Below are 19,038 nucleotides of genomic sequence, written 5' to 3'. Positions count from 1 at the left end.
TTATGCTCGCCCCATGAAGTTCGGAATAACGATGTTTCCCACGGATCTGACGGCGACAGTTTCCGACGCCGCGAAAGAGGCCGAGGATCGCGGATTCTCCTCCCTTTTCCTGGCCGAGCACACACATGTCCCGGTCGATCGCAGCACGCCCTTTCCCGGAACGCCGGACGGCTCGCTGCCGCAGGAATACCACCGGTTGCTCGACCCGTTCGTCGCGCTCGCCGCCGCGGCGGCGGTGACCTCGCGGATCCGGCTGGGGACGGCGGTGAGCCTGGTCGCCCAGCGCGAGCCGATCGTCACCGCCAAGGCGGCGGCCACGCTCGACCTGATCTCCGGCGGCCGGTTCGACTTCGGCGTGGGGTTCGGCTGGATGACCGAGGAGACCCGCAACCACGGCGTCGACCCCGGGCTGCGGCGCGCGGTGGTGCGCGAGCACGTGCTCGCCATGCGTGCCCTGTGGACGCAGGACGAGGCCGCGTTCACCGGCGAGCACGTGTCGTTCGAGCCGAGCTTCTGCTGGCCCAAGCCGGTCCAGCCGGGCGGCCCGCCGATCCTGCTGGGCGGCTTCGGCGGGCCGGTGCTGTGCGAGCACATCGCCGAGTACGCCGACGGCTGGCTCCCGGTGGGCAGTTGGAGCCTGGCGGCGGGCCTGCCCAACCTGCGCAAGGCCATGGCGGAACGGGACCGCGACCTGTCCGATCTGCGGATCGTCCCGTGCGGAGGGTTCCCGCCCAACCCCCAGGAGGTGGAGTACTTCGCGTCCGCCGGAGTCGAGGAGATCGTCCTGACGGTTCCCGACGGCCCGCCAGAGCGGCTGCCCGCTGTTCTCGACCACTACGCCGCCACCTACCTCAGCACCACGTGAAGTTCGGCCAGCCCGCGGATCGGGAAGCCGGGCCGGTACACCGGCGCACTCGCGCTCGTACCGGCGAGCTGGACGGGCCCGCGGCACAACGCCGACATCACGGCGGCGGCCTGCGCCCTGGCCAGTGCCGCGCCCAGGCAGAAGTGACCGCCGCCGCCGAAGGCCAGCTGGCCGGCCAGCTCCGCCTCCGATCGGCCGACGTCCAGCACGTCGGGGGCCGGCAGCCATTCGGGATCCCGGTTGGCCGCGGCGAGGACGAGCAGCACCGTCTCCCCCGCCGCCACCCGCGCCCCGCCGATGTCGAGGGCCTCGGCGGCGACCCGGCCGACGATCTGCACCGGCGGGTCGTACCGCAGCACCTCCTGCACCGCCGCCGGGATCCGATCTGGGTGACCCCCCAGGAACTTCCGCCCGCCCGGGTGCCGTCCGAGCGCCAGCACGAGATTGCCGACGGCGTGCGCGGTCGCGTCGTACCCCGCGCGCAGCAGCACATGGCATCCCCGGGCCAGCGACTCTGCCCACGGCCGGTGGTCCCCGCCGACGTACCGGATCATGTGGCTCACCAGGTCGTCGGCGGGCTCGGCACGACGGGCCTCGAACAGCTCGCCGAACAGGCCGGCCAGCTCCAGCGCCGCCGGGTCGATCCGGTCCGGGTCGATCGCGCCCGACAGCACCGACGGGGCGGCGGCGAGCCGGTGCCGGTCGGCCTCCGGCAGCCCCAGCAGGTCTCCGATCACCGCGAGGGTGAGGGGCCGGGCGAGCCCTTCGACCACCTCGAACGCCGCCGGGCCGCGCGGCGCCCCGGCCAGCAGGCGTGCCACCTCGTCGTCGATCCGGCGGCGGCGCGCGGCCACCGCGGCGGGGGTGAACATCGGGTGGACCATCCGGCGGAACTGGTCGCCGCCGACGTTCACGCGCTCCAGCGGGTGCCGCAGTCGCCGGTCGCGCAGCGCCGCCGCGCACTCGCGGTGGCCGAGCACCAGCAGCCGCCCGCCGGAGTGCGCGCGCTGCACCGAACCGCCTGCCGTCCGCAGCAGGCGGTAGTGGGCGTACGGGTCGGCGACGAACTCCTCGTGGCTTCCCGGGTGCTCCGGGACGCCGAGGTCGTCCATCTCCTCCGGACGCGGCCCGGCTGTCACGCCCACCGGGTCAGGCGACTTCCGGGTAATGCCGTTCCCGGATGGAGTCGACCATCTTGAGATAGCGGACGCGGATGGCCTCGGCGATGTCCTCGACCAGTGCGGCGGCGCGTGCCGCGGTGGCGGCGTCGATCTCTTGCTCCTCGAACCGGACGGCGTCGGCCACGGGATCGGGTTCCAGGACGACCTTGTCCGGGTTCTGCTTGAGGGTGAGGTAGGGCAGGTCCAGGCCGGTGGCCGCCTCGACGCGGCGGGCCAGGTCACCGGTGCCGTCGGCGTAGGTGGCGGTCATCTTCTTGAGCCCGACCATCGTCCAGTACCGCAGGATCGGGTCGGTCGTGGCGTCGATGTGATGGGTGACCACGGCCCGCAGATCGCGGTGCGACTCGGTGGCGGCGTCGAGGTAGACGAACTCCAGCGTCCGGCTGACCGGCCAGCCCAGCCGCTCGTTGATGCCCAGCGACTCCCAGTCGGCGTAGAGCATGTGCGCGCGCCGGCCGAACTGTCGCGCGATCCGGTTGACGGCCCGTTCCTCCGGAGTGTTCGGATAGGCGTACGGGACCATGTACCGGTAGACGGTGGGCGTCCCGCAGGTGTCGGCGGCGATGAACATCAGCGCCAGCCGCAGCAGCCCCAGCCCCTCCTCGACGTCCTGCGTCTGGAGCAGATCCAGGATGCCCGACTTGCGCACGGCGCGGTCGCTGCGGCGCAGCGCCTCGACGACGGGCTGCTGGCTGGGATGCGCGTTCACCGGCCAGAAGTGGAACTCGTACGGCTCCGGCCAGAACTGCGATCGGTCCCAGCCGGCCATGTCGCGTTCCTTGGCGGGCACCGTGGTCACCGGCGCGGCGTGCAGGCGGCGGCGCTCGGCGAAGCCGCCCTGCGAGATCGTCTCCTGGGCCAGTTGCAGCATGTGGCTGTTCTGCTCGTCGATCAGCTCGAACGCGCGGACCGCCAGGCCGATGGCGGTCTCGCGCTGCTCGGGGGTCAGTTCCAGCCCCTCGAACTCGCCCTCGTCGTACTCCTCGACGGCGTGGCCGGTCTCGCGCGCCAGGTGGAACTGCCCCCAGTAGATGAGCTCCTTGCCGGTCCGCTCGGTGTACCGGTCGGCGAGCCGGCACGTGTGCCGGAAGAGACCGTGCCCGCAGGCCTCGACCGCCTCGACCACCGCGTACTTGACGGCCGGGTCGGCGGCCTCGACGTAGAGCTTGGTGATCGCGGTCGTCCGCCGCCGCAGCTGCTCGTTGACCTCGCTGGAGAACAGCCAGTGCAGCACCTCCGAGGGCCGCCAGCCGAGCAGCTCGTCCCAGCCGAGCGTCCGGAAGTCGCGCATGAAGAGGCGCGAGTGTGTCATGTCCTCCCCGGCGTGCGCCGAGATGGCCTTCTTCCGCAGGCCGTCGGCGTCGCCGTGGCCGCCGGTCCCGGAGATGAGGCCGGGCCGGGCCTCGTAGGAAATGTGATAGATGTTCAGCTCGCGAAAATACATGATGAAGTTGGTGAAGTAAAGGGCGAACCACAACTTCTGTTCGGGCTCGACCCCGTCGTCCTCGTCGACCAGCCACTTGTGCAGTGGATGATCATCGATCCGCCGTCGCCATTCCTCGATGACACCCATGACCTTCTCCATGGTGGAGATGGAAGTCGATCAGCAGAAAACCAGCAAGTACTGGCAAGGCGCGGGAATGGACACAACGAGTGACGGACTGCTTGATCGTCCTATAATCCTTCGACCACACCTGCTATGAGCTGTGGAAATATACATCACAAGATCATCTTGATACGTTTTACAGAGAAAGCTGTCAAGCGGCCTCACTGGCGTGAACCGGCCAAAATTTCGTTTTGCCGGTCGACTCAGTCGGCCTACGCGGACGCGGTGCCGAAATATTTCTTGTAAGTAGCGAAACGCTCACACATCTCCGCCGCGTCCACTCCCGTGCCGGACGAATCCATTTCGTTTATGGTTCCGTTCTCGCGGCGGCGATACCGGCCCGGTCCACGCGACCACAAGAGGTCATACCTCTGGCCGTACTTGACAAACCAGGGCAATACTCCAGTGGATCAGATCTTCGGGGGGTCACAGGCGACGCCAAAGGAGAGAACGTGGCCTCAAGTCTCCAACAGAGATCGACCAGGCGAGCGGTGCTGGGAACGCTGACCGGCCTCATCATGGTCGTGTCGGCCCTGCTGGGCGCGCCGGCCGGGGCGGCGGACATCCCCCCGGTCGACGAGGTCGTGACCAGTTCCAATGTCAAGCACCTCGCCAACGTCCCCAAACAGGGGCCGTTCGCCGGGCCGACCGCTTTCGGCACCGACATCACGTTCACCGGGAAGTACGCGATCTCGGGCAACTACCTGGGCTTCACCATCTATGACATCAGCAAGCCCAGCGCGCCCACGATCGTCAGCATGGTGAGCTGTCCTGGGTCGCAGAACGACGTGTCCGTGGCGGCCGACGGGAAGCTGCTGTTCCTGTCCACCGACTCGTCGCGCAGCGACGACTCGTGCCAGAGCGTGGCCAAGCCGGTGTCGGACCCGACCGCCTGGGAGGGCATCAAGATCTTCGACATCAGTGACAAGGCCAACCCGCGCTACATCAAGTCCGTCAAGACCCAGTGCGGCTCGCACACGCACACGCTGGTCCCGGGCAAGCACGGCTCGGTCTACATCTACGTGTCGTCGTACATCCTGCCCACCTGGCTCGTCGGAACGCCCAACGCCGGCCCGAACTGCGAGGCCCCGTTCGACAAGATCTCGATCGTCAAGGTCCCGCTGCGGGCGCCCACCACGGCCTCGGTCGTGGCCACCCCGGTGCTGTTCCCCGACGGCGGCAACCCGGGCAACCCCGGCCGGCCGGACAATCCCGTTCCGGGCGACGACACCTGGGTCCCGACCACCGGCTGCCACGACATCACCGCCTACCCCGACAAGGACATCGCGGCGGGCGCCTGCATGGGCGACGGCGCGCTCTTCGACATCTCCAACCCGGAGAAGCCCAAGGTGATCACCACCATCCGCGACACGACCAACTTCGCCTTCTGGCACTCGGCCACGTTCAACCAGCGCGCCAGCAAGGTCGTCTTCACCGACGAGCTCGGCGGCGGCTCGGCCGCGACCTGCAACCCGGCCGTCGGCCCGACCAAGGGCGCCAACGCGATCTACGACATCGTCGGCAAGGGCAAGAAGCGCAAGCTGCGCTTCCGCAGCTACTACAAGATCCCGCGCGAGAACGCGAGCACCGAGAACTGCGTCGCGCACAACGGCTCGCTGATCCCCGTGAAGGGCCGCGACATCATGGTGCAGTCCTGGTACCAGGGCGGCATCTCGGTGTGGGACTTCACCAACTCGCGCAAGCCGAAGGAGCTCGGCTTCTTCGAGCGCGGCCCGCTCCCGCCCGGATTCGCCCTCGGCGGCACCTGGTCGGCGTACTACTACAACGGCTACATCTACTCCAGCGACATCCAGAAGGGCCTTGACGTCGTCGACATCAGGGACCGCCGCACCGACGGCGGCAAGAGGATCCGCCTGCGCGAGCTGAACACCCAGACACAACCGAACTACTTCGCTCGCCACTGACAACCCGACCGTGCAGGGGCCTCCCCAGGAGGCCCCTGCACACACACTGGCCGTCAGGCGTAGTCGTCGATGTAGATGGAGTTCATGTGGGTGTCGGACGGCCGGGCGGGGATTCTGAGCCGGTCGGTCTGGCCGTCTGCGGCGCGTTGACGCGTTTCCAGCGTCACCGTTCCCGTCGCGGAGGCGGGCATGTAGTGGTCGGCGCCGGAGATGAAGGGCAGCACCGGGAACAGGCCCACGGTGGTGTTCAGGTCGGTCCGGCGATCGGAGTGCCAGTCGTACATGAAGATGCCGCAGGCCCGCTTGGTGCGCGGCGCGATGGTGGCGTTGAGGACGCCGGTGCCGTCGAGGGTCAGCGTGTCGCTGTTCGCGCCCTGGTCGCCCCACCACTCCTTGTTGCGGTAGATCAGCGTCGCGACGTGGTTCCTGTTGCGCTCGATGAGCCAGTCGAGGGGGCCGCCGGGGTCGCCGCTGAGCACGCGGATCCCGAGGTCGGTGCGGCGGAACGGCTGGTAGTAGTGGTGATGGACCTGGTTGGTGCCGTCCTTCGACATCGCGAACTCGTAGTGGACGTCCCCCGGCCTTTGAAGGGGCCGAACGACCCGTCACCGGAGCCACCGAATTGATAGGTCGCGACGGGCTGCGCGCTGGTCCGGTGGCCGGTGGCCGGGTCGAACGGGTAGATGTCGAGCCGGGCGTCCCGCTGATGTTCGTCCAGCACCGGGTCCACAAGATCACCGTGCGGACGGACGGGGACGAGGTGGCCCTGCCGGCCGCGTTGTGCGGCTGGCACGAGCCGCGGCCCGCCGAGCTTCCCTATGAACGTGTGGTGGCCGCGCTGAGCACCGCGGGGCTCGGCTGGGAACTAGCGCCCGAGCTGGTGCTGGACGACGACGCCATCGGCGTGCGCGTCGTGCGTTCGGGCGTCGAGATGCTCTTCGCGTCCGACAGGGAGGACGGCGACCAGCCGCGACTGTGGCGGATCTGGACGGACGCTCAGAACACGGAGATGTGATTGTGGTCGAAGTGGTTCTGCGTGATGCTCCCCCGATCCGACATCGCCCGCCAGCCGGGGTTGCGCATGTCGTAGATCCGCTGGCGCCAGATGATGTACTTGATCCCGAGCCGTCCGGCGTGCTTGATCGCGTACGCCGCGACCTGGTCGCCGTGGGCGACGCGGTCGGCGGACGGCATCTTGCCGCCGGTGCTCTCCATGAAGTCGCAGGCCCGGCCGGTGCCGTGGTCCTGCGGGTCGCCGGGGCGAGTGCAGCCGATGGTCAGGAACGGCCCGAGCTCCGACTCGATCTCGTTGCGCACCGCGACCATCCGCGGGGTCATTCCGCCGCTGCCGACCATCGGTGACTCCGGCTTGAACTTCTTGAGCAGGGCCCGCACCCGCTCCTTCTGGCCGGCGATCTCCCGGACGTCGGCCTCCAGCTTCTTGATCTTGGTTTCGGCCTCGCGGCGCGTCCGTTCCTGCTGCGCGCGCAGGGTCTCGATCTGCCTGACCCTGGCCGCCCGCTGCTCGCTCAGCTGCGCCGCGATCGTCGCGCCGTCGAGCATCTGCCGCGGGTCCCCGCCGCCCAGCACCTGGACGGACGGGTCCATGCCGTTGTTGATGTACTGCGAGGCCGCCAGCGTGGCCACCTCGCTCCGCGCCCGCTCGAGGTCCGCGCCGAGGGACTGGACCTGCCGCAGCGAGGTGCCGGCGTCCAGGCGGGCGTCGCGCAGCTGCTCCAGCCGTCCGCCGGACGCCGCTTCCAGCGCCTTGATCTGGCGGGTCAGCCGTGTGACCTTGTCCGCGTCCCCGGGCGCGGCGGCCGGCGCCCCGGCGGACGCGGACGTCCCCATGGACAGGACGAGGGTTCCGGCGATCGCCACCGGCACCAAGAGACCCATTGTCGAAGCTCCTTCCGTTCCCCGGCCGCACTCGGCGGACGAAGATCCCACCTCGGTTCTACGACCGGTGAGCCGGCAAAGGTTCATCGCCCGGTACGATCGCCCACGATGATCGTTGACGCGCACGTCCATCTGCTGCCGGGCCGGCTCGGTGCGAAGGTGCGCGATTTCTTCCTCCGGCATCTCCCCCTCGAGCTGGCCTATCCCAACGACCACGCGACCGTCCTGGCCGCCCACGCGGAGGCCGGGATCGGCGAGGTGTGGAATCTGCCGTACGCCCACAAGCCCGGTGTCGCGGAGGGCCTGAACGAGGCCAGCGCGGCGCTGGCGCAGGCGTCGCCCCATCCCGGCGTCCGCATCGTGGGCGGCGCCACCGCGCATCCGGGCGACGACGATCCCGAACGCGTCGTCGGCACGGCACTCGACGTTCTCGGGCTGCGCGTGCTCAAGCTGCACTGTTCGGTGGGCGGCTTCAGCGCCGACGACGCGCGCCTCGACGCCCTGTGGCGGCTGGTCGAGCGCCGATGCCTCCCCACCGTCGTCCATGTAGGCCACGACGTCACCGGCCGGACGCACGCCACCGAACTGGCGTCCCTGGCGCGGATCGCCCGGCGGCATCCCGGCGCCCCGCTGATCATCGCGCACACCGCGCACCCGTCCACCGCCGCGGCGCTCGCGCTCGTCGCCGCGCACCCGAACGTCCACGCCGACCTGACACCGGTCATCGACGACCCGGTCGCGCTGCCGGACGCCGAACTGGAGGCCCGCCCGGACCGCTTCCTCTTCGGCTCGGACGCCCCCAACGTGGCGATCCGCGCCGAGACGGGCCTCGCACGGCTGCGAACCCTGTCACCCGGCACGCGCACGGCCATCGAACACGGCAACGCCCAGCGTCTCCAGTCGGAACTCCGCTGAGCGAAACCGCCGATCTCACGGCGGAGACCGGCACCCGATCAGGGCCGAAGGTCCCGTTCGATCGGGCCGCTCGGCACTACGGCGGGACGTGCCCGGAGCCCCAGAGTGGAGGGTGAACGAAGGAGGCGTCCATGCACGTCAGGCCGGACAGGCGGAGCGTGATCGTCGGGGTCGACGGGTCACCGAATTCGATCGCCGCCCTGCGCAGGGCGGCCGCGGAGGCCGAGCGGCGGCACGCGCAGCTCAAGGTCGTGCGGGTGCTCGCGCCGCCGGCCGGCCGCGGCCGGCCGGCGTGGCGCGTCGCGGCGGAGTGGCTGCGGCTGCGAGAACTCGTCGCGCACACGATTCCGGTGTCGCAGCACCGGACGACCCGTTTGCGCGTCCTCGAAGGTGAGCCCGCCATGACGCTGGTGGGGGCCTCCGCACACTCCGAACTGCTCGTCATCGGAGCACGTGTGCGTTCCGACGGCGGCAGCCCGCTGGGCGGTGGCACCGTGCCGGGCGTCCTGCGCGACTCGCCCTGCGAGGTCATCGTCTGCGCCGACCATGGCGTGAGCGCACAGGAACCACTCGCCGCCGAGCTATGACGCGGCCGAGTTCTTCAATGCGACGGCGATGGAGTCGGCGATCGGCGTAGTGGGCCGCCCGGCCAGCCGGGAGAGGTCGCCGCTGGTGCCGGCCAGCTCGCCCTTCTCGATGGCGACCTCCACGCCGGCCAGGATCGCCGCGAGCGGCTCCGGGACCCCGGCGCCGGACAGCATGGCGGTGTAGTCCTCGGCGGAGATGGCGTTGTAGCCGATCTCCCGGCCGGTCTGCCTGCTCAGCTCGGCCGCGTACTCGGCGAAGCTCCAGGCGGTGTCGCCGCTCAGCTCGTAGATCTTGTTCTGGTGCCCCTCGCCCGTGAGCACGGCGACCGCGGCGGCGGCGTAGTCGGCACGGGCGGCGGAGGCGATGCGGCCCTGGCCCGCGGCCTGGGTGACGGCGCCGTACTGGAGCACTGGGGCCAGCTGCCCGGTGTAGTTCTCGCTGTACCAGCCGTTGCGCAGCAGGACGTAGGGCAGGCCGGACTCCAGGATCGCCGCCTCGGTGTCCCTGTGATCGTCGGCGAGGGAGGAGGTCAGAGAGCCGAGGGCGCTGGTGTAGGCGAGCAGGGCGACCCCGGCCTGCCTCGCGGCGGCCAGGACGACCTTGTGCTGGCCGACTCGGCCCTTGTCGAACTCGTTGCCCGAGATCAGCAGCACTTTGTCGCCGGCGGAGAACAGGCCGACGAAGGTCTCGGGGGCGTTGTAGTCGGCGATCGCGATCTTCACGCCGCGGGCCGCGAGGCCGGCGGCCTTCTCCTCGCCGCGGACGACGGCGGTGATCTGATCGGCCGGGACCTTCTCCACCAGGCCCTCGATGACGAGTCGGCCGAGGTTCCCGGTGGCGCCGGTGACGACAATGCTCATGGTGTGGCATCTCCTTTATGGGGTCGCTCTACGTCACTCAACCTAGGAGGCGGCTAACTCTTCTGAAAGTACCCACTTCAAAGTAAGGTACTGGTGTGAAGGTAAGTGAGACGACGACGCTCGCGGAACGCCTGCGGAACGCCGCCGACGGCGACGGGATCTGCCCCCACCGCCTCGTCCTGGAGCATGTCACGAGCCGCTGGGGCGCGCTGATCCTCATCGCGCTGCTCGACCGCTCGTACCGCTTCAGCGAGCTGCGCCGGGAGATCGGCAGGGTGAGCGAGAAAATGCTGGCCCAGACCCTGCAGACCCTCGAACGCGATGGCATGGTCCACCGCGACGCCAAGCCCGTGATCCCGCCCCGCGTGGACTATTCCCTCACCGGCCTCGGCCGCGAGGCCGCCGAGCAGATCCGCGATCTCTCCCAGTGGACCGAGCGGCGCATGGCGGCGGTCCAGAAGGCGCGCGAGGAGTACGACGCGGCGAAGACGTGACCGGGGCCGGCCCCAACCACCGTGAGGCGGCCGGCCCCGGGCCGCCTCACCGGTTCGCGGAGCCGGGTCAGCCTCGGTGGGAGGCGGCGGCGGGGCTGAACGTGACCGGCAGGGCGGCCAGGCGGCGGACCCAGAACGACGGGAGCCACAGGAGCTCGTCGGGCTTGACCGCGAGCTCGATGTCGGGCAGCCGGTCGAGCAGCACCTCGACCGCCGTCCTCGCGATGACCTCGGCGAGCTCCGGCGCGGGGAACGGGCAGCCGTGGTCGCCGTGCCCGAACGACAGGTGGGCGCGGTTGCCGGCGCCGGCACCGTGCGCCGTGGGCTGTACCTGCGGGTCGGCGTTGGCCGCGGCCCACCCCAGGATCAGCATGTCACCGGGACGGACCTTGCGTCCGGCCAGCTCGCAGGAGTGCACGGCGAAGCGGCCGATGTTGTTCTGGGACGGCGTGTCCTCCCACAGCACCTGGTTGAGCGCCTGCACGACGCTGCCGCGGCCGCCCTGGAGCGTCACGGCGAACTGCTCGTCGACCAGCATCAGCCGCAGCGCGTTGCCGATCCAGTGGCCGGTCGGCAGGTGCCCGGCGCTCATCATGATCAGCAGGTCGTTGACCAGGTCGTCCACGCTGTAGTTCGCGGGATGCTCCAGCAGCCGGGACGTGACGTCCGGCCCGGGCCGCGACCTGCGGGCCTCGGCCAGCCTGCGCGTCATCTCCTGGAGCCGCTGATGCGCCGGGATGGCGTTCTCGTCCGAGCCCGCCACGTACTGGATGTCCCGGATCATGTCGGGCACCTCGGCGTCGGGAACGCCGAAGAGCTTCGCCATCACCAGCGGTGGGAGCCGGTCCGCGAACTGGCTGATCAGATCGGCCTCACCGGCCCCGGCGAACCCGTCGATCAGCTCGTCGGCGATGCGCTCGCAGCCGTTGCCCAGTTCGGTGCGGTCCACGGCGTCCAGCGCGTCGCTGATCGCCGCGCTGCGCCGCTGGTGCTCCTCCCCCTCGGCGAGCAGCACCGACGGGTTCCAGCCGACGAACGGCAGCAGCGGCCAGTTCTCGGGGACCATGTCCCAGGCGTTCCAGCGGCGGGTGTCGCGGGCGAACATGCCGGGGTTGCCGGTGACGTGGTTGACCTCCCGGTACCCGATCACGTACCAGGCGGGGATGTCGCCTTCGAGGAGGACGGGCACGACGGGCCCGTGCTCGCTCCGCATCCGCTGGAAGAAGTCCTTCGGCCGCTGGTCGAACTCTTCCCCGTACAAGCGGACGGCGTCCTCGTCCACGGGCGGCCGGACGTTCTCGTCGGTCACTGCGCGGCCTCCTCGAGTGCGGCGGAGTCATGGAGTGCGGCGGGATCATGGAGCGTGGTGAGGTGCCGGACGAGCGTGATCAGCACGTTCTTGCAGGAGTCCTTGAGCCGGGCGTCGCAGTCGACCAGCGGGACGTCCGCGGGCAGCGACAGCGCGTCGCGGACCCGGTCCAGCGACGGCTGCGGCTCCGGGCCGTCGAACCGGTTGACCGCCACCACGAACGGCATCTTGTGGTGCTCCAGCCGGTCGAGCGGGTAGAACGAGTCGGCCAGGCGGCGCGTGTCGACCAGCACCACCGCGCCCAGGCTGCCGGAGAACAGCTGGTCCCAGATGAACCAGAACCGCTCCTGGCCGGGCGCGCCGAACAGGTACAGCACGCGGTGCTCGTCCAGCGAGATCCGGCCGAAGTCGAACGCGACCGTGGTGGTCCGCTTGTCGGCGACGCGGCTGGGGTCGTCGATGCCGACCCCTGCCTTCGTCATGACCTCCTCGGTGCTCAGCGGGCGGATCTCGGAGACCGAGCCGACCATGGTGGTCTTCCCGACGCCGAATCCGCCCACGACCACGATCTTCAGCGCGTCCCGGACGGTGGCGCGGAGCGGCACGCCGCCCGCGGCACCGGCCGGCGCGCCGGCGGCTCCGGGTGCCGCCGCCCGGTCAGAGGTCTTCGAGTCCAACGAGCACCTGCTTCAACGTTTCCAGGTCGGCCAGGTGGGTCGTCGCGGTGGCCGAGGTCGGATGGCGGACGGTGATGTGACCGGTGTCGCGCAGGTCGAGCAGCAGGATCTTCACCACGCTCACCGGCAGCCTCAGATGGGAGGACAGCTCGACCACCGCCACCGGCTCACGGCGGCACAGCCGCAGGATCGTGACGTGCTCGGACTGCATGCCGGGCGCCGGGTCGTTCTCGGCGATGACCAGCGTGACGAGGTCGAGGCCGGCGTCGTCGATCCGGCTGCGGCCACCGGTCACGGTGTAGAGCCGGTCGGGCTCCTCGTTGCCGAGGGCGCGCAGGTTCATGTCGGCGTGGCGGTGCGCGGCGCGGCGGTCAGATAGCCGCCGATCTGCTCCACCAGCTCGCTCATGCTGTGCCCGACCAGGCCGACGTCGGCGTCCTCGTGGGCCACGACCGCCAGGTGCGCCCCCTCGCCGGCCGGGATGATGAGCAGCAGCCCGCCCGCGAACTCCACCATCGACTGGCCGGCGCCGACGCCGCTGCCGAACTCGTGGGAGGCGGTCAGGGACAGGCTCTGGATTCCCGAGGCGATGGCCGCGAGCTGGTCGGCCTTGTCGTCGTCCAGCTGGGGGGTGTGGCAGATCTGCAGACCGTCCCGCGACAGCACGAGGACGTGCTGGATGCCGGGGGCCCGCTCCACGAGGGATGCCAGGAGCCAATCGAGTTGGCGCTCATCGGTGCTCATCGAGATCACGGGGCGGCGCCCGCCGCGGCTGCGCGCCCCTGCCTCCTATCTGTCGATCCTGCGGTCCGGACGAGGATGCCGGGACCGGTCGCGCCGCGGCCCGTCCGCCGGACGGGCCGCCAGGCCATGGGCCCTACTGATCGGGGTCTTTGGCGGACGTACTGGGTTCGGAACCGGCCGCGGGATCGGCCGGGGCACTGCTCGCGTCGTCGCCGGCCGGCTGCCGGCGCCCCGAGGCGGACTCGCGGAACGCCGCGAACCGCGCCCCCGGATCGCGGGGCTTGGGAGCGGGCGCCGCCTGCTGCCCGACCGTCCCGGTGAGCGTGGCGCCGCGGCGGCGTTTGGGCAGGTACGACTCGTCGGAGTCGCCCGCGTCCGGCGCCGCCGCCGCACCGGCCGTGGCGGGTTCGCGGGCGGGCAACGGGATGCCCCTGGGCGCGCTCTGGAGGGACTCCGACAGGGTCCCTCTGGCCGCGTCGTCGGAGGAGTGGCTGATGAGCGGGCGCGGGATCAGGACGACCACGCCGACGCCGCCGCGCGAGGACGGCCGGAAGTTGACGCTCAGGCCGTGCTTGCCCGCCAGCCGGCCGACCACTGCCAGCCCCAGCCGGGTCCCTGGAAGCGACGTCAGGTCGGCGGCCTCGGAGACCAGCCGCTCGGCGCGCTCGCGTTCGCGCTGCCGCATCCCCAGGCCGCTGTCCTCGATCGTGACGACGATCCCGGCGCCCTCTTCCTCGGCGTAGACGTGCACGGCGGTGCCGTGCGGGGAGAAGTTGGCGGCGTTGTCCATCAGCTCGGCGAGCACGTGCATGACGCCTTCTGCCGCGAACCCCGCGACGGCGGCGGTGCTGGTCGAGTGGTACTGGACGCGCTGGTAGGAGGCGATCCGGCCCATGGCGCCGCGGATGATGCTCTCCAGCCCGATGGGCTTGGTCCAGCGCCGTCCCGTGCGCCCGCCGCTGAGCAGCGCGATGCTGTCGGCCAGGCGGCCCATCTGGGAGACGTGGTGGTCGAGGTCGAGCAGGTCGCCGAAGACCTCGTCCTCGTTGTACTGGTCCTCCAGTTCCCGCAGCTGGGCGAGCATGCGGGTGGTCTGCGCCTGGATCCGCGCCGCCGCGCTCGCGCTGGCCGCCATGGCCGACGCCCGGGTGCGCTCGCCCGCGGCGAGGTCGTCGGCGAGGTCGCGCAGCAGCCGTTCCACCGCCGGGTGCGAGGGCGTCGCGACCTCGGCCAGCACGGCCGCCGCCGACGCGCGGTCGCCGCGGATGCGCTTGGTCATGGTGGGCAGCGTCGCGTCGGCAAGCCGCTCGATCTCGCCTTCCAGGACGTTCAGCTCGGCCCTGGTCTGGGCCGCGCGGCGCTCGCTCGCGGCGACGCCCTCCGCCACCACGTGCACCAGCCGGCCCAGCAGGTGGTCGGGCGCGGCCCTGGTGGCCAGGGACTCGACGTCCGGCGCCGCCCCGTCGTGGAGCCGTGCGATCAGCGCGGGGAGCGGGCCGTCGAGCAGCTCCTGAAGCCTGCGCTCCAGCCGGCCGCTCTCGTTCTCCACCCGGGACAGCCGGCTACGGAATCCCTTGGCGCACTGGGCGTAGTAGGCCGCGGCCCCGATGGCCAGGCTGACGGCCAGCACGGCCGCGCCACCGCCCACGGCGACCAGCGTGCGCGACCCCTCGTCCACCGCCAGGAGCGTTCCCAGCCAGGCGCCGCCGACGACGATCGCCACGGCCAGCCAGATCCAGAGCGCGCGTTCCAGCGCGCGGCGCTCGACGCCCGGCCGACCTGCTTGTGCTGCCATCCATCGTGTCCTTGTGAACGTTGGCTACCGGCGCGCAGGACCCCCCGATCCGTCGCACGGCGCCCATAACGGAATAAGGCGTGTTAAGGATGCACCATAACGCTCGTGCGCACAGGTAGTTACGCAAAAGTTCCGATCAATCACAGATCTACCCCTCAGTAGCGGACGAGGTAGCGGATGTGGGTGGCCTCCGGCGTGTCGATGACCCGGACGATCTCCAGCTCCAGCTCCGAGGGCAGAACGTCGAACAGCCGGTGGCCGCGGCCGAGCAGCACCGGGACCACGTGGATCTGGATCTCGTCCAGCACCCCCGCCTCGAGCGCCCGTCGTCCCGTGTAGGCGCCGCGCACCTGCACGTCCCGGCCTTGCGCGGCGTCCTTCGCCTGTGCCATCGCGCTCTCGATGCCGTCGCTCACGTACGTCACCAGCGGATAGCCCCAGCGGGCGGCCGGGCCGGGCGGCCGGTGACTGGGCACGAAGATCGGGAGACCGTCGTGATCGCCGCCCCAGTGGTCCATGAGCTCGGCGGTCCGCCGTCCCGCGACGACCGCGCCGGCCGCTGTCCATTCGGCGACGAAGTGCCTGACCGGCTCCTTGTCCGCGTCGGCCCACTTGTGCAGCCGCTCGCCGTCCTCGCCGCCGAGGTAGTCGTCGGGATCGGCGATGTACCCGTCGACCGACATGGACATGTCGAGCACCGTCTTAGCCACTGTGACCTCCTGTGATATCGATGTCCGCCAGCTTGGCGAACGGGCGGTGGCAGAGTTGTGTCAGTCCGGTGAAAGAAGGGGGCGTCCGCGTGCTGACCGTCGATCTGCTCGGGCCGCTGCGCGTCGCGGTGTCTGGGCGGCCGGTCGAGCTGCCGGCCGGACGGCTGCGCGCCCTGCTGGCCGTGCTCGCGATGTCGGCAGGTCATGCCGTCCTCACCGACAGGCTGGCGACGGCGGTGTGGGGCACGGACGCGGGCGGCGACCCGCGGGCGAACGTCCGGACGAACGTCAAACGGCTGCGCCGCGCCCTGGGAGCCGCCGGGGAGCGGCTGATCGTGGCCCGGCCCGGCGGCTACCTGCTGGCCGCCGAGCCGGACGGCGTGGACGCGCTCCGCTTCGGCCGCCTGCTCGATGAGGCCGCCGCGGCGTCGGACCGGGCGGCCGAGCGGTCCACGCTCGCCGCAGCGCTGGCGCTGTGGCGCGGCGACCCCTTCGACGGGATCCGTTCGGACTGGCTGGAGCGGTCCGTGGCCCCCGCGCTGCAGGAGCGGTACCTGACAGCGCTGGAGCGGCGGATCGACCTGGACCTTTCAGGACGAGCACGACCCGGTCCGGCCGAGTTGTCCACCCTGTCCGATCTGTCCGAGCGGCATCCGCTGCGGGAATCGCTCTGGCTGCGCCTGCTGCGGCTCCTGGAATCGGCCGGCCGGCCCGCCGAGGCGCTGGAGCGGTACGAGACGATCCGGCGCCGGCTCGCCGAGGAACTGGGCACCGATCCAGGTCCCGAACTCCGGCAGGTTCACGTCGAACTGCTCACCGGCGGCTCGCCGCCCGGCGAACGCGTCGTGCCAAGGCAGTTGCCCGCCGCCGCCAGCGGTTTCGCCGGGCGGGAGGCCGAGCTGGCGGCGCTGGAGGCGTTGCTCGGCCCATCTGACACGACGGAGTCCCGGTCGCCGATGATCGCGGTGATCGCGGGCACGGCCGGAGTCGGGAAGACCACGCTCGCCGTGCACTGGGCGCACGGGGCCGCCGACCGCTTCCCGGACGGCCAGCTCTGCATCGATCTGCGCGGATACGACCCGGCGGCGGCGCCCGTGACGCCGTCGGCCGCCATCCGCGAGTTCCTCGGCGCGCTGCGCGTCCCGCCGCACGAGATCCCGGACGGCCAGGCCGCGCAGGCCGGGCTCTACCGCACTCTGCTGGCCGGCCGGCGCATGCTGGTGGTGCTGGACAACGCCCGGGACGCCGGCCAGGTCGCTCCGCTGCTGCCGGGCGCCCCCGGCTGCCTGGTGGTCATCACCAGCCGCGATCACCTGGCCGGGCTGGTGATGACCTACGGCGCGCGGCCGCTGACGCTCGGCCTGCTGCCGCCGGCCGAGGCCATGGGGTTGCTGGCCGCGCGTCTCGGCCACGACCGGATCGCCGCCGCCCCCGCGGCCGCCGAGGAGATCGTCCGGCGCTGCGCCGGGCTGCCGCTGGCGCTGGCGATCGTCGCCGCCCGTGCCGCGATCCAGCCGGCACATCCGCTCGGCGCGCTCGCGGCCGAGCTCGGCGACGCCCTCGGCGCGCTGGAGGGCACCGCCGACGTGCGGGCGATCTTCTCGTGGTCCTACCGGACGCTCGGGGCGGCGGCGGCGCGGCTGTTCCGGCTGGTCGCCGGGCTGCACCCCGGTCCCGACGGCACGCTCGCCACCGCCGCCAGCCTGGCGGGCGTCCCGATCTCGCGGGTACGGGCACCGCTGGCCGAACTGACCCGCGCCAACCTGCTCACCGAGCATGCTCCGGGCCGCTATGCCTGCCACGACCTGCTGCGCGCCTACGCCGCCGAACTCTGCCAGGCCGACGACACCGACGCTGACGCCGCGAGGCACCGCATCGTGGACCACTACGTCCACACCGCCTATGCGGCGCAACAGCGGCTCGGCGGAGAAGCGGACGGCGACATCGAATCGGCCGCCCCCGCCCCGCCAAGCCCCGGCGTCCATGTCGACGACTTCGCCGGACGCGACGAGGCCATGGCCTGGTTCACGGCCGAGCGCCCCTCCCTGCTCGCCGCCCTGGTGCTCGCCGCGGACCTGGGCCTTGACCGGCAGGTCTGCCGCTTGGCACGGGCGCTGTTCGTGTTCCTGCATGGGCGGGGCCACTGGCACGACCGGGCCGAGACCCAGCGTGCGGCAGTGGCAGCCGCCGAACGGCTGGGCGACGCGATGGAACAGTCCCGCGCGTACCGCAATCTGGCCTTCGCTCTTGCCGACCTGGGCCATTTCGACGAGGCCCACCGCAACCTCGGCCTCGCCCTGGAACGATCACGCGACGACCTCGCCGGCCAGGCGTGGACGCACTACCGCCGCGACATCGTGTACGCCCTCCAGGGCCGGGAGGCCGACGCGCTCGACGCCGCCCGCCAGGCCCACGACCTGTTCGAGCGGCTGGGCGACGAGGCCGGGCAGGCCATCGCGCTCACGGACGTGGGCTGGTATCACGGCCGTCTGGGAGACCACGGCCGGGCACTGGAGTTGTGCGAGCGGGCGCTGGTCCTGCACCAGAAGCTCGGCAACCGCGCCCACGAGGCGCACGCCTGGTCATGCTTGGCCGACACCCGCCTCCAGATGGGCGACCACTCGGGGGCGGCCCCCTGCTACCGCCAGGCCCTGGACCTGTTCCGGGAGTTCGACGACCCGTACGCCGAGGCCAGCACGCTCGCCCACCTCGGCGCCTGCCACCATCTCGCGGGAGACCACGCGGCCGCCCGTGAGCAGTGGGACGACGCCCATGTCCTGTTCGACGATCTCGGTTCTTCCGCCGTCGACCAGACCCACGCCCAGCTGGCGACCATCGACGAGTCCACCGCCGACGCCTTCCGTCTCAAGGGCGGAACGCTCTGAGGGTGATGTCGACGAGAGAGTCGGCGTACTCGGCGGTGAGAGGACCGGTGCGGTGCAGCCACCGCTGGAACAGCGGTGCGTAGAGCACTTCGAGGACCAGATCGAGGTCGGCGTCCGCGGCGAGCTGGCCCGCCCGCTGCGCGCTGCGCAGGCGCTCCTTCTTCGCCTCGTCCACGGGCCGGGCCAGCCGCTCGCGGTACTGGGCGGCGAGGTCGGGATCGTCGACGATCTCGGCGTTGAGCGCGCGGATCGGCTTCTCGAAGGCCGGATCGGCGAACTCGGCGGCCGTCGCGCGCATGACGTGCTTGAGGTCGGCCTCGACGTCACCGGTGTCGGGCAGCGTGATGCCCGCTCCCCCGGCGTTCTCGCTGAGCGCCAGAAAGGAATCGAAGATCACCGCCCCCTTGGACGGCCACCACCGGTAGATCGTCTGCTTGCCGACGCCGGCCCTGGCGGCGATGGCCTCGATCGCGACCTTCCGGTATCCGACCTCGGAGATCAGCGCGCGGGTCGCCTCGAGGATCGCCTGCCGGGACCGCTCGCTGCGCCGGGAACGGTCCGGCGCCCTCTCATCGGACATACGCC

The 19,038-nt window shown here is 71.2% G+C and carries 19 protein-coding genes and 1 pseudogene; 7 read left to right on the top strand and 13 right to left on the bottom strand.

Annotated elements, in window-relative coordinates; translation table 11 throughout:
• The first annotated feature begins 13 nt into the window (after positions 1-13).
• Positions 14-865 carry an LLM class F420-dependent oxidoreductase gene (locus ACGFNU_RS35680; protein WP_392600978.1) on the top strand — a complete coding sequence of 284 codons (852 nt, stop codon included), beginning with the start codon at positions 14-16 and terminating at the stop codon, positions 863-865.
• Here the strand turns inward: ACGFNU_RS35680 and ACGFNU_RS35675 are convergent.
• Both ACGFNU_RS35675 and ACGFNU_RS35670 read right to left on the bottom strand, forming a co-directional pair.
• Positions 847-2,010 (bottom strand): cytochrome P450, encoded by a 1,164-nt coding sequence (locus ACGFNU_RS35675; RefSeq protein WP_392600977.1) that lies wholly within the window; start codon positions 2,008-2,010, stop codon positions 847-849. The genes ACGFNU_RS35680 and ACGFNU_RS35675 overlap by 19 nt on opposite strands.
• A 4-nt stretch (positions 2,011-2,014) precedes the next feature.
• Complete coding sequence (locus ACGFNU_RS35670; RefSeq protein WP_392600976.1) at positions 2,015-3,631, bottom strand: hypothetical protein; 1,617 nt, start codon at positions 3,629-3,631, stop codon at positions 2,015-2,017.
• A gap of 539 nt (positions 3,632-4,170) precedes the next feature.
• Here ACGFNU_RS35670 and ACGFNU_RS35665 point away from each other — a divergent pair.
• Positions 4,171-5,577 (top strand): LVIVD repeat-containing protein, encoded by a 1,407-nt coding sequence (locus tag ACGFNU_RS35665; protein ID WP_392601203.1) that lies wholly within the window; start codon positions 4,171-4,173, stop codon positions 5,575-5,577.
• 53 nt (positions 5,578-5,630) lie between these two features.
• Here ACGFNU_RS35665 and ACGFNU_RS35660 read toward each other — a convergent pair whose 3' ends face one another.
• Both ACGFNU_RS35660 and ACGFNU_RS35655 read right to left on the bottom strand, forming a co-directional pair.
• Positions 5,631-6,131: a hypothetical protein gene (locus ACGFNU_RS35660; protein WP_392601202.1), complete on the bottom strand. Its 501-nt coding sequence runs from the start codon at positions 6,129-6,131 to the stop codon at positions 5,631-5,633.
• Positions 6,105-6,298: pseudogene (locus ACGFNU_RS35655) on the bottom strand (hypothetical protein); the annotation flags it as partial. The gene ACGFNU_RS35660 and the pseudogene ACGFNU_RS35655, both read right to left, overlap by 27 nt.
• On the opposite strand from ACGFNU_RS35655, the gene ACGFNU_RS35650 reads away from it, so the two are divergent.
• Positions 6,233-6,592, top strand: a complete 360-nt coding sequence (locus ACGFNU_RS35650) for a hypothetical protein (RefSeq protein WP_392601209.1) — start codon at positions 6,233-6,235, stop codon at positions 6,590-6,592. The pseudogene ACGFNU_RS35655 and the gene ACGFNU_RS35650 sit on opposite strands and share 66 nt — an antisense overlap.
• On the opposite strand, the gene ACGFNU_RS35645 is transcribed toward ACGFNU_RS35650, so the two are convergent.
• Complete coding sequence (locus ACGFNU_RS35645; RefSeq protein WP_392600975.1) at positions 6,574-7,476, bottom strand: hypothetical protein; 903 nt, start codon at positions 7,474-7,476, stop codon at positions 6,574-6,576. The genes ACGFNU_RS35650 and ACGFNU_RS35645 overlap by 19 nt on opposite strands.
• Before the next feature lie 108 nt (positions 7,477-7,584).
• Between ACGFNU_RS35645 and ACGFNU_RS35640 the strand changes: the two genes are divergently transcribed.
• Positions 7,585-8,391 (top strand): amidohydrolase family protein, encoded by an 807-nt coding sequence (locus tag ACGFNU_RS35640; RefSeq protein ID WP_392600974.1) that lies wholly within the window; start codon positions 7,585-7,587, stop codon positions 8,389-8,391.
• Between the two features lie 131 nt (positions 8,392-8,522).
• Positions 8,523-8,978 carry a universal stress protein gene (locus ACGFNU_RS35635; RefSeq protein WP_392600973.1) on the top strand — a complete coding sequence of 152 codons (456 nt, stop codon included), beginning with the start codon at positions 8,523-8,525 and terminating at the stop codon, positions 8,976-8,978.
• On the opposite strand, the gene ACGFNU_RS35630 is transcribed toward ACGFNU_RS35635, so the two are convergent.
• Positions 8,973-9,839 (bottom strand): SDR family oxidoreductase, encoded by an 867-nt coding sequence (locus ACGFNU_RS35630; protein ID WP_392600972.1) that lies wholly within the window; start codon positions 9,837-9,839, stop codon positions 8,973-8,975. The two genes, ACGFNU_RS35635 and ACGFNU_RS35630, sit on opposite strands and share 6 nt — an antisense overlap.
• Before the next feature lie 95 nt (positions 9,840-9,934).
• Between ACGFNU_RS35630 and ACGFNU_RS35625 the strand changes: the two genes are divergently transcribed.
• Positions 9,935-10,333 (top strand): winged helix-turn-helix transcriptional regulator, encoded by a 399-nt coding sequence (locus tag ACGFNU_RS35625; protein WP_392600971.1) that lies wholly within the window; start codon positions 9,935-9,937, stop codon positions 10,331-10,333.
• 67 nt (positions 10,334-10,400) lie between these two features.
• Here the strand turns inward: ACGFNU_RS35625 and ACGFNU_RS35620 are convergent, their stop codons facing one another.
• The 6 genes from ACGFNU_RS35620 to ACGFNU_RS35595 all read right to left on the bottom strand — a co-directional run bounded on the left by ACGFNU_RS35620 (position 10,401) and on the right by ACGFNU_RS35595 (position 15,568).
• A complete protein-coding gene (locus ACGFNU_RS35620) occupies positions 10,401-11,642 on the bottom strand; it encodes a cytochrome P450 (RefSeq protein WP_392600970.1) in 1,242 nt (413 codons plus the stop codon).
• The gene (locus tag ACGFNU_RS35615) at positions 11,639-12,319 is read right to left on the bottom strand and encodes an ATP/GTP-binding protein (RefSeq protein WP_392600969.1); all 681 of its coding nucleotides are present in this window, start codon (positions 12,317-12,319) and stop codon (positions 11,639-11,641) included. Before ACGFNU_RS35615 ends, ACGFNU_RS35620 begins: the two co-directional genes overlap by 4 nt.
• Positions 12,300-12,662, bottom strand: a complete 363-nt coding sequence (locus ACGFNU_RS35610; RefSeq protein WP_392600968.1) for a DUF742 domain-containing protein — start codon at positions 12,660-12,662, stop codon at positions 12,300-12,302. The genes ACGFNU_RS35615 and ACGFNU_RS35610 overlap by 20 nt, the downstream gene beginning before the upstream one ends.
• Positions 12,659-13,063, bottom strand: a complete 405-nt coding sequence (locus tag ACGFNU_RS35605; RefSeq protein WP_392600967.1) for a roadblock/LC7 domain-containing protein — start codon at positions 13,061-13,063, stop codon at positions 12,659-12,661. Before ACGFNU_RS35605 ends, ACGFNU_RS35610 begins: the two co-directional genes overlap by 4 nt.
• Positions 13,064-13,196: 133 nt before the next feature.
• Entirely contained in the window at positions 13,197-14,858 is a 1,662-nt protein-coding gene (locus ACGFNU_RS35600) for an ATP-binding protein (RefSeq protein WP_392600966.1), read from the bottom strand.
• A gap of 155 nt (positions 14,859-15,013) precedes the next feature.
• Positions 15,014-15,568, bottom strand: a complete 555-nt coding sequence (locus tag ACGFNU_RS35595) for a dihydrofolate reductase family protein (protein ID WP_392600965.1) — start codon at positions 15,566-15,568, stop codon at positions 15,014-15,016.
• Positions 15,569-15,657: 89 nt separating this feature from the next.
• Between ACGFNU_RS35595 and ACGFNU_RS35590 the strand changes: the two genes are divergently transcribed.
• Complete coding sequence (locus tag ACGFNU_RS35590; RefSeq protein WP_392600963.1) at positions 15,658-18,453, top strand: BTAD domain-containing putative transcriptional regulator; 2,796 nt, start codon at positions 15,658-15,660, stop codon at positions 18,451-18,453.
• Here ACGFNU_RS35590 and ACGFNU_RS35585 read toward each other — a convergent pair.
• The gene (locus ACGFNU_RS35585) at positions 18,434-19,033 is read right to left on the bottom strand and encodes a TetR/AcrR family transcriptional regulator (RefSeq protein WP_392600962.1); all 600 of its coding nucleotides are present in this window, start codon (positions 19,031-19,033) and stop codon (positions 18,434-18,436) included. The two genes, ACGFNU_RS35590 and ACGFNU_RS35585, sit on opposite strands and share 20 nt — an antisense overlap.
• Positions 19,034-19,038 lie beyond the last annotated feature (5 nt).

The organism is Spirillospora sp. NPDC048911 (assembly GCF_043198015.1).
In the GTDB taxonomy this organism is placed as follows: domain Bacteria; phylum Actinomycetota; class Actinomycetes; order Streptosporangiales; family Streptosporangiaceae; genus Spirillospora.
The sequence above is the reverse complement of the archived record's forward strand: the minus strand, read 5'-3'. Positions and strand labels throughout refer to the sequence as shown.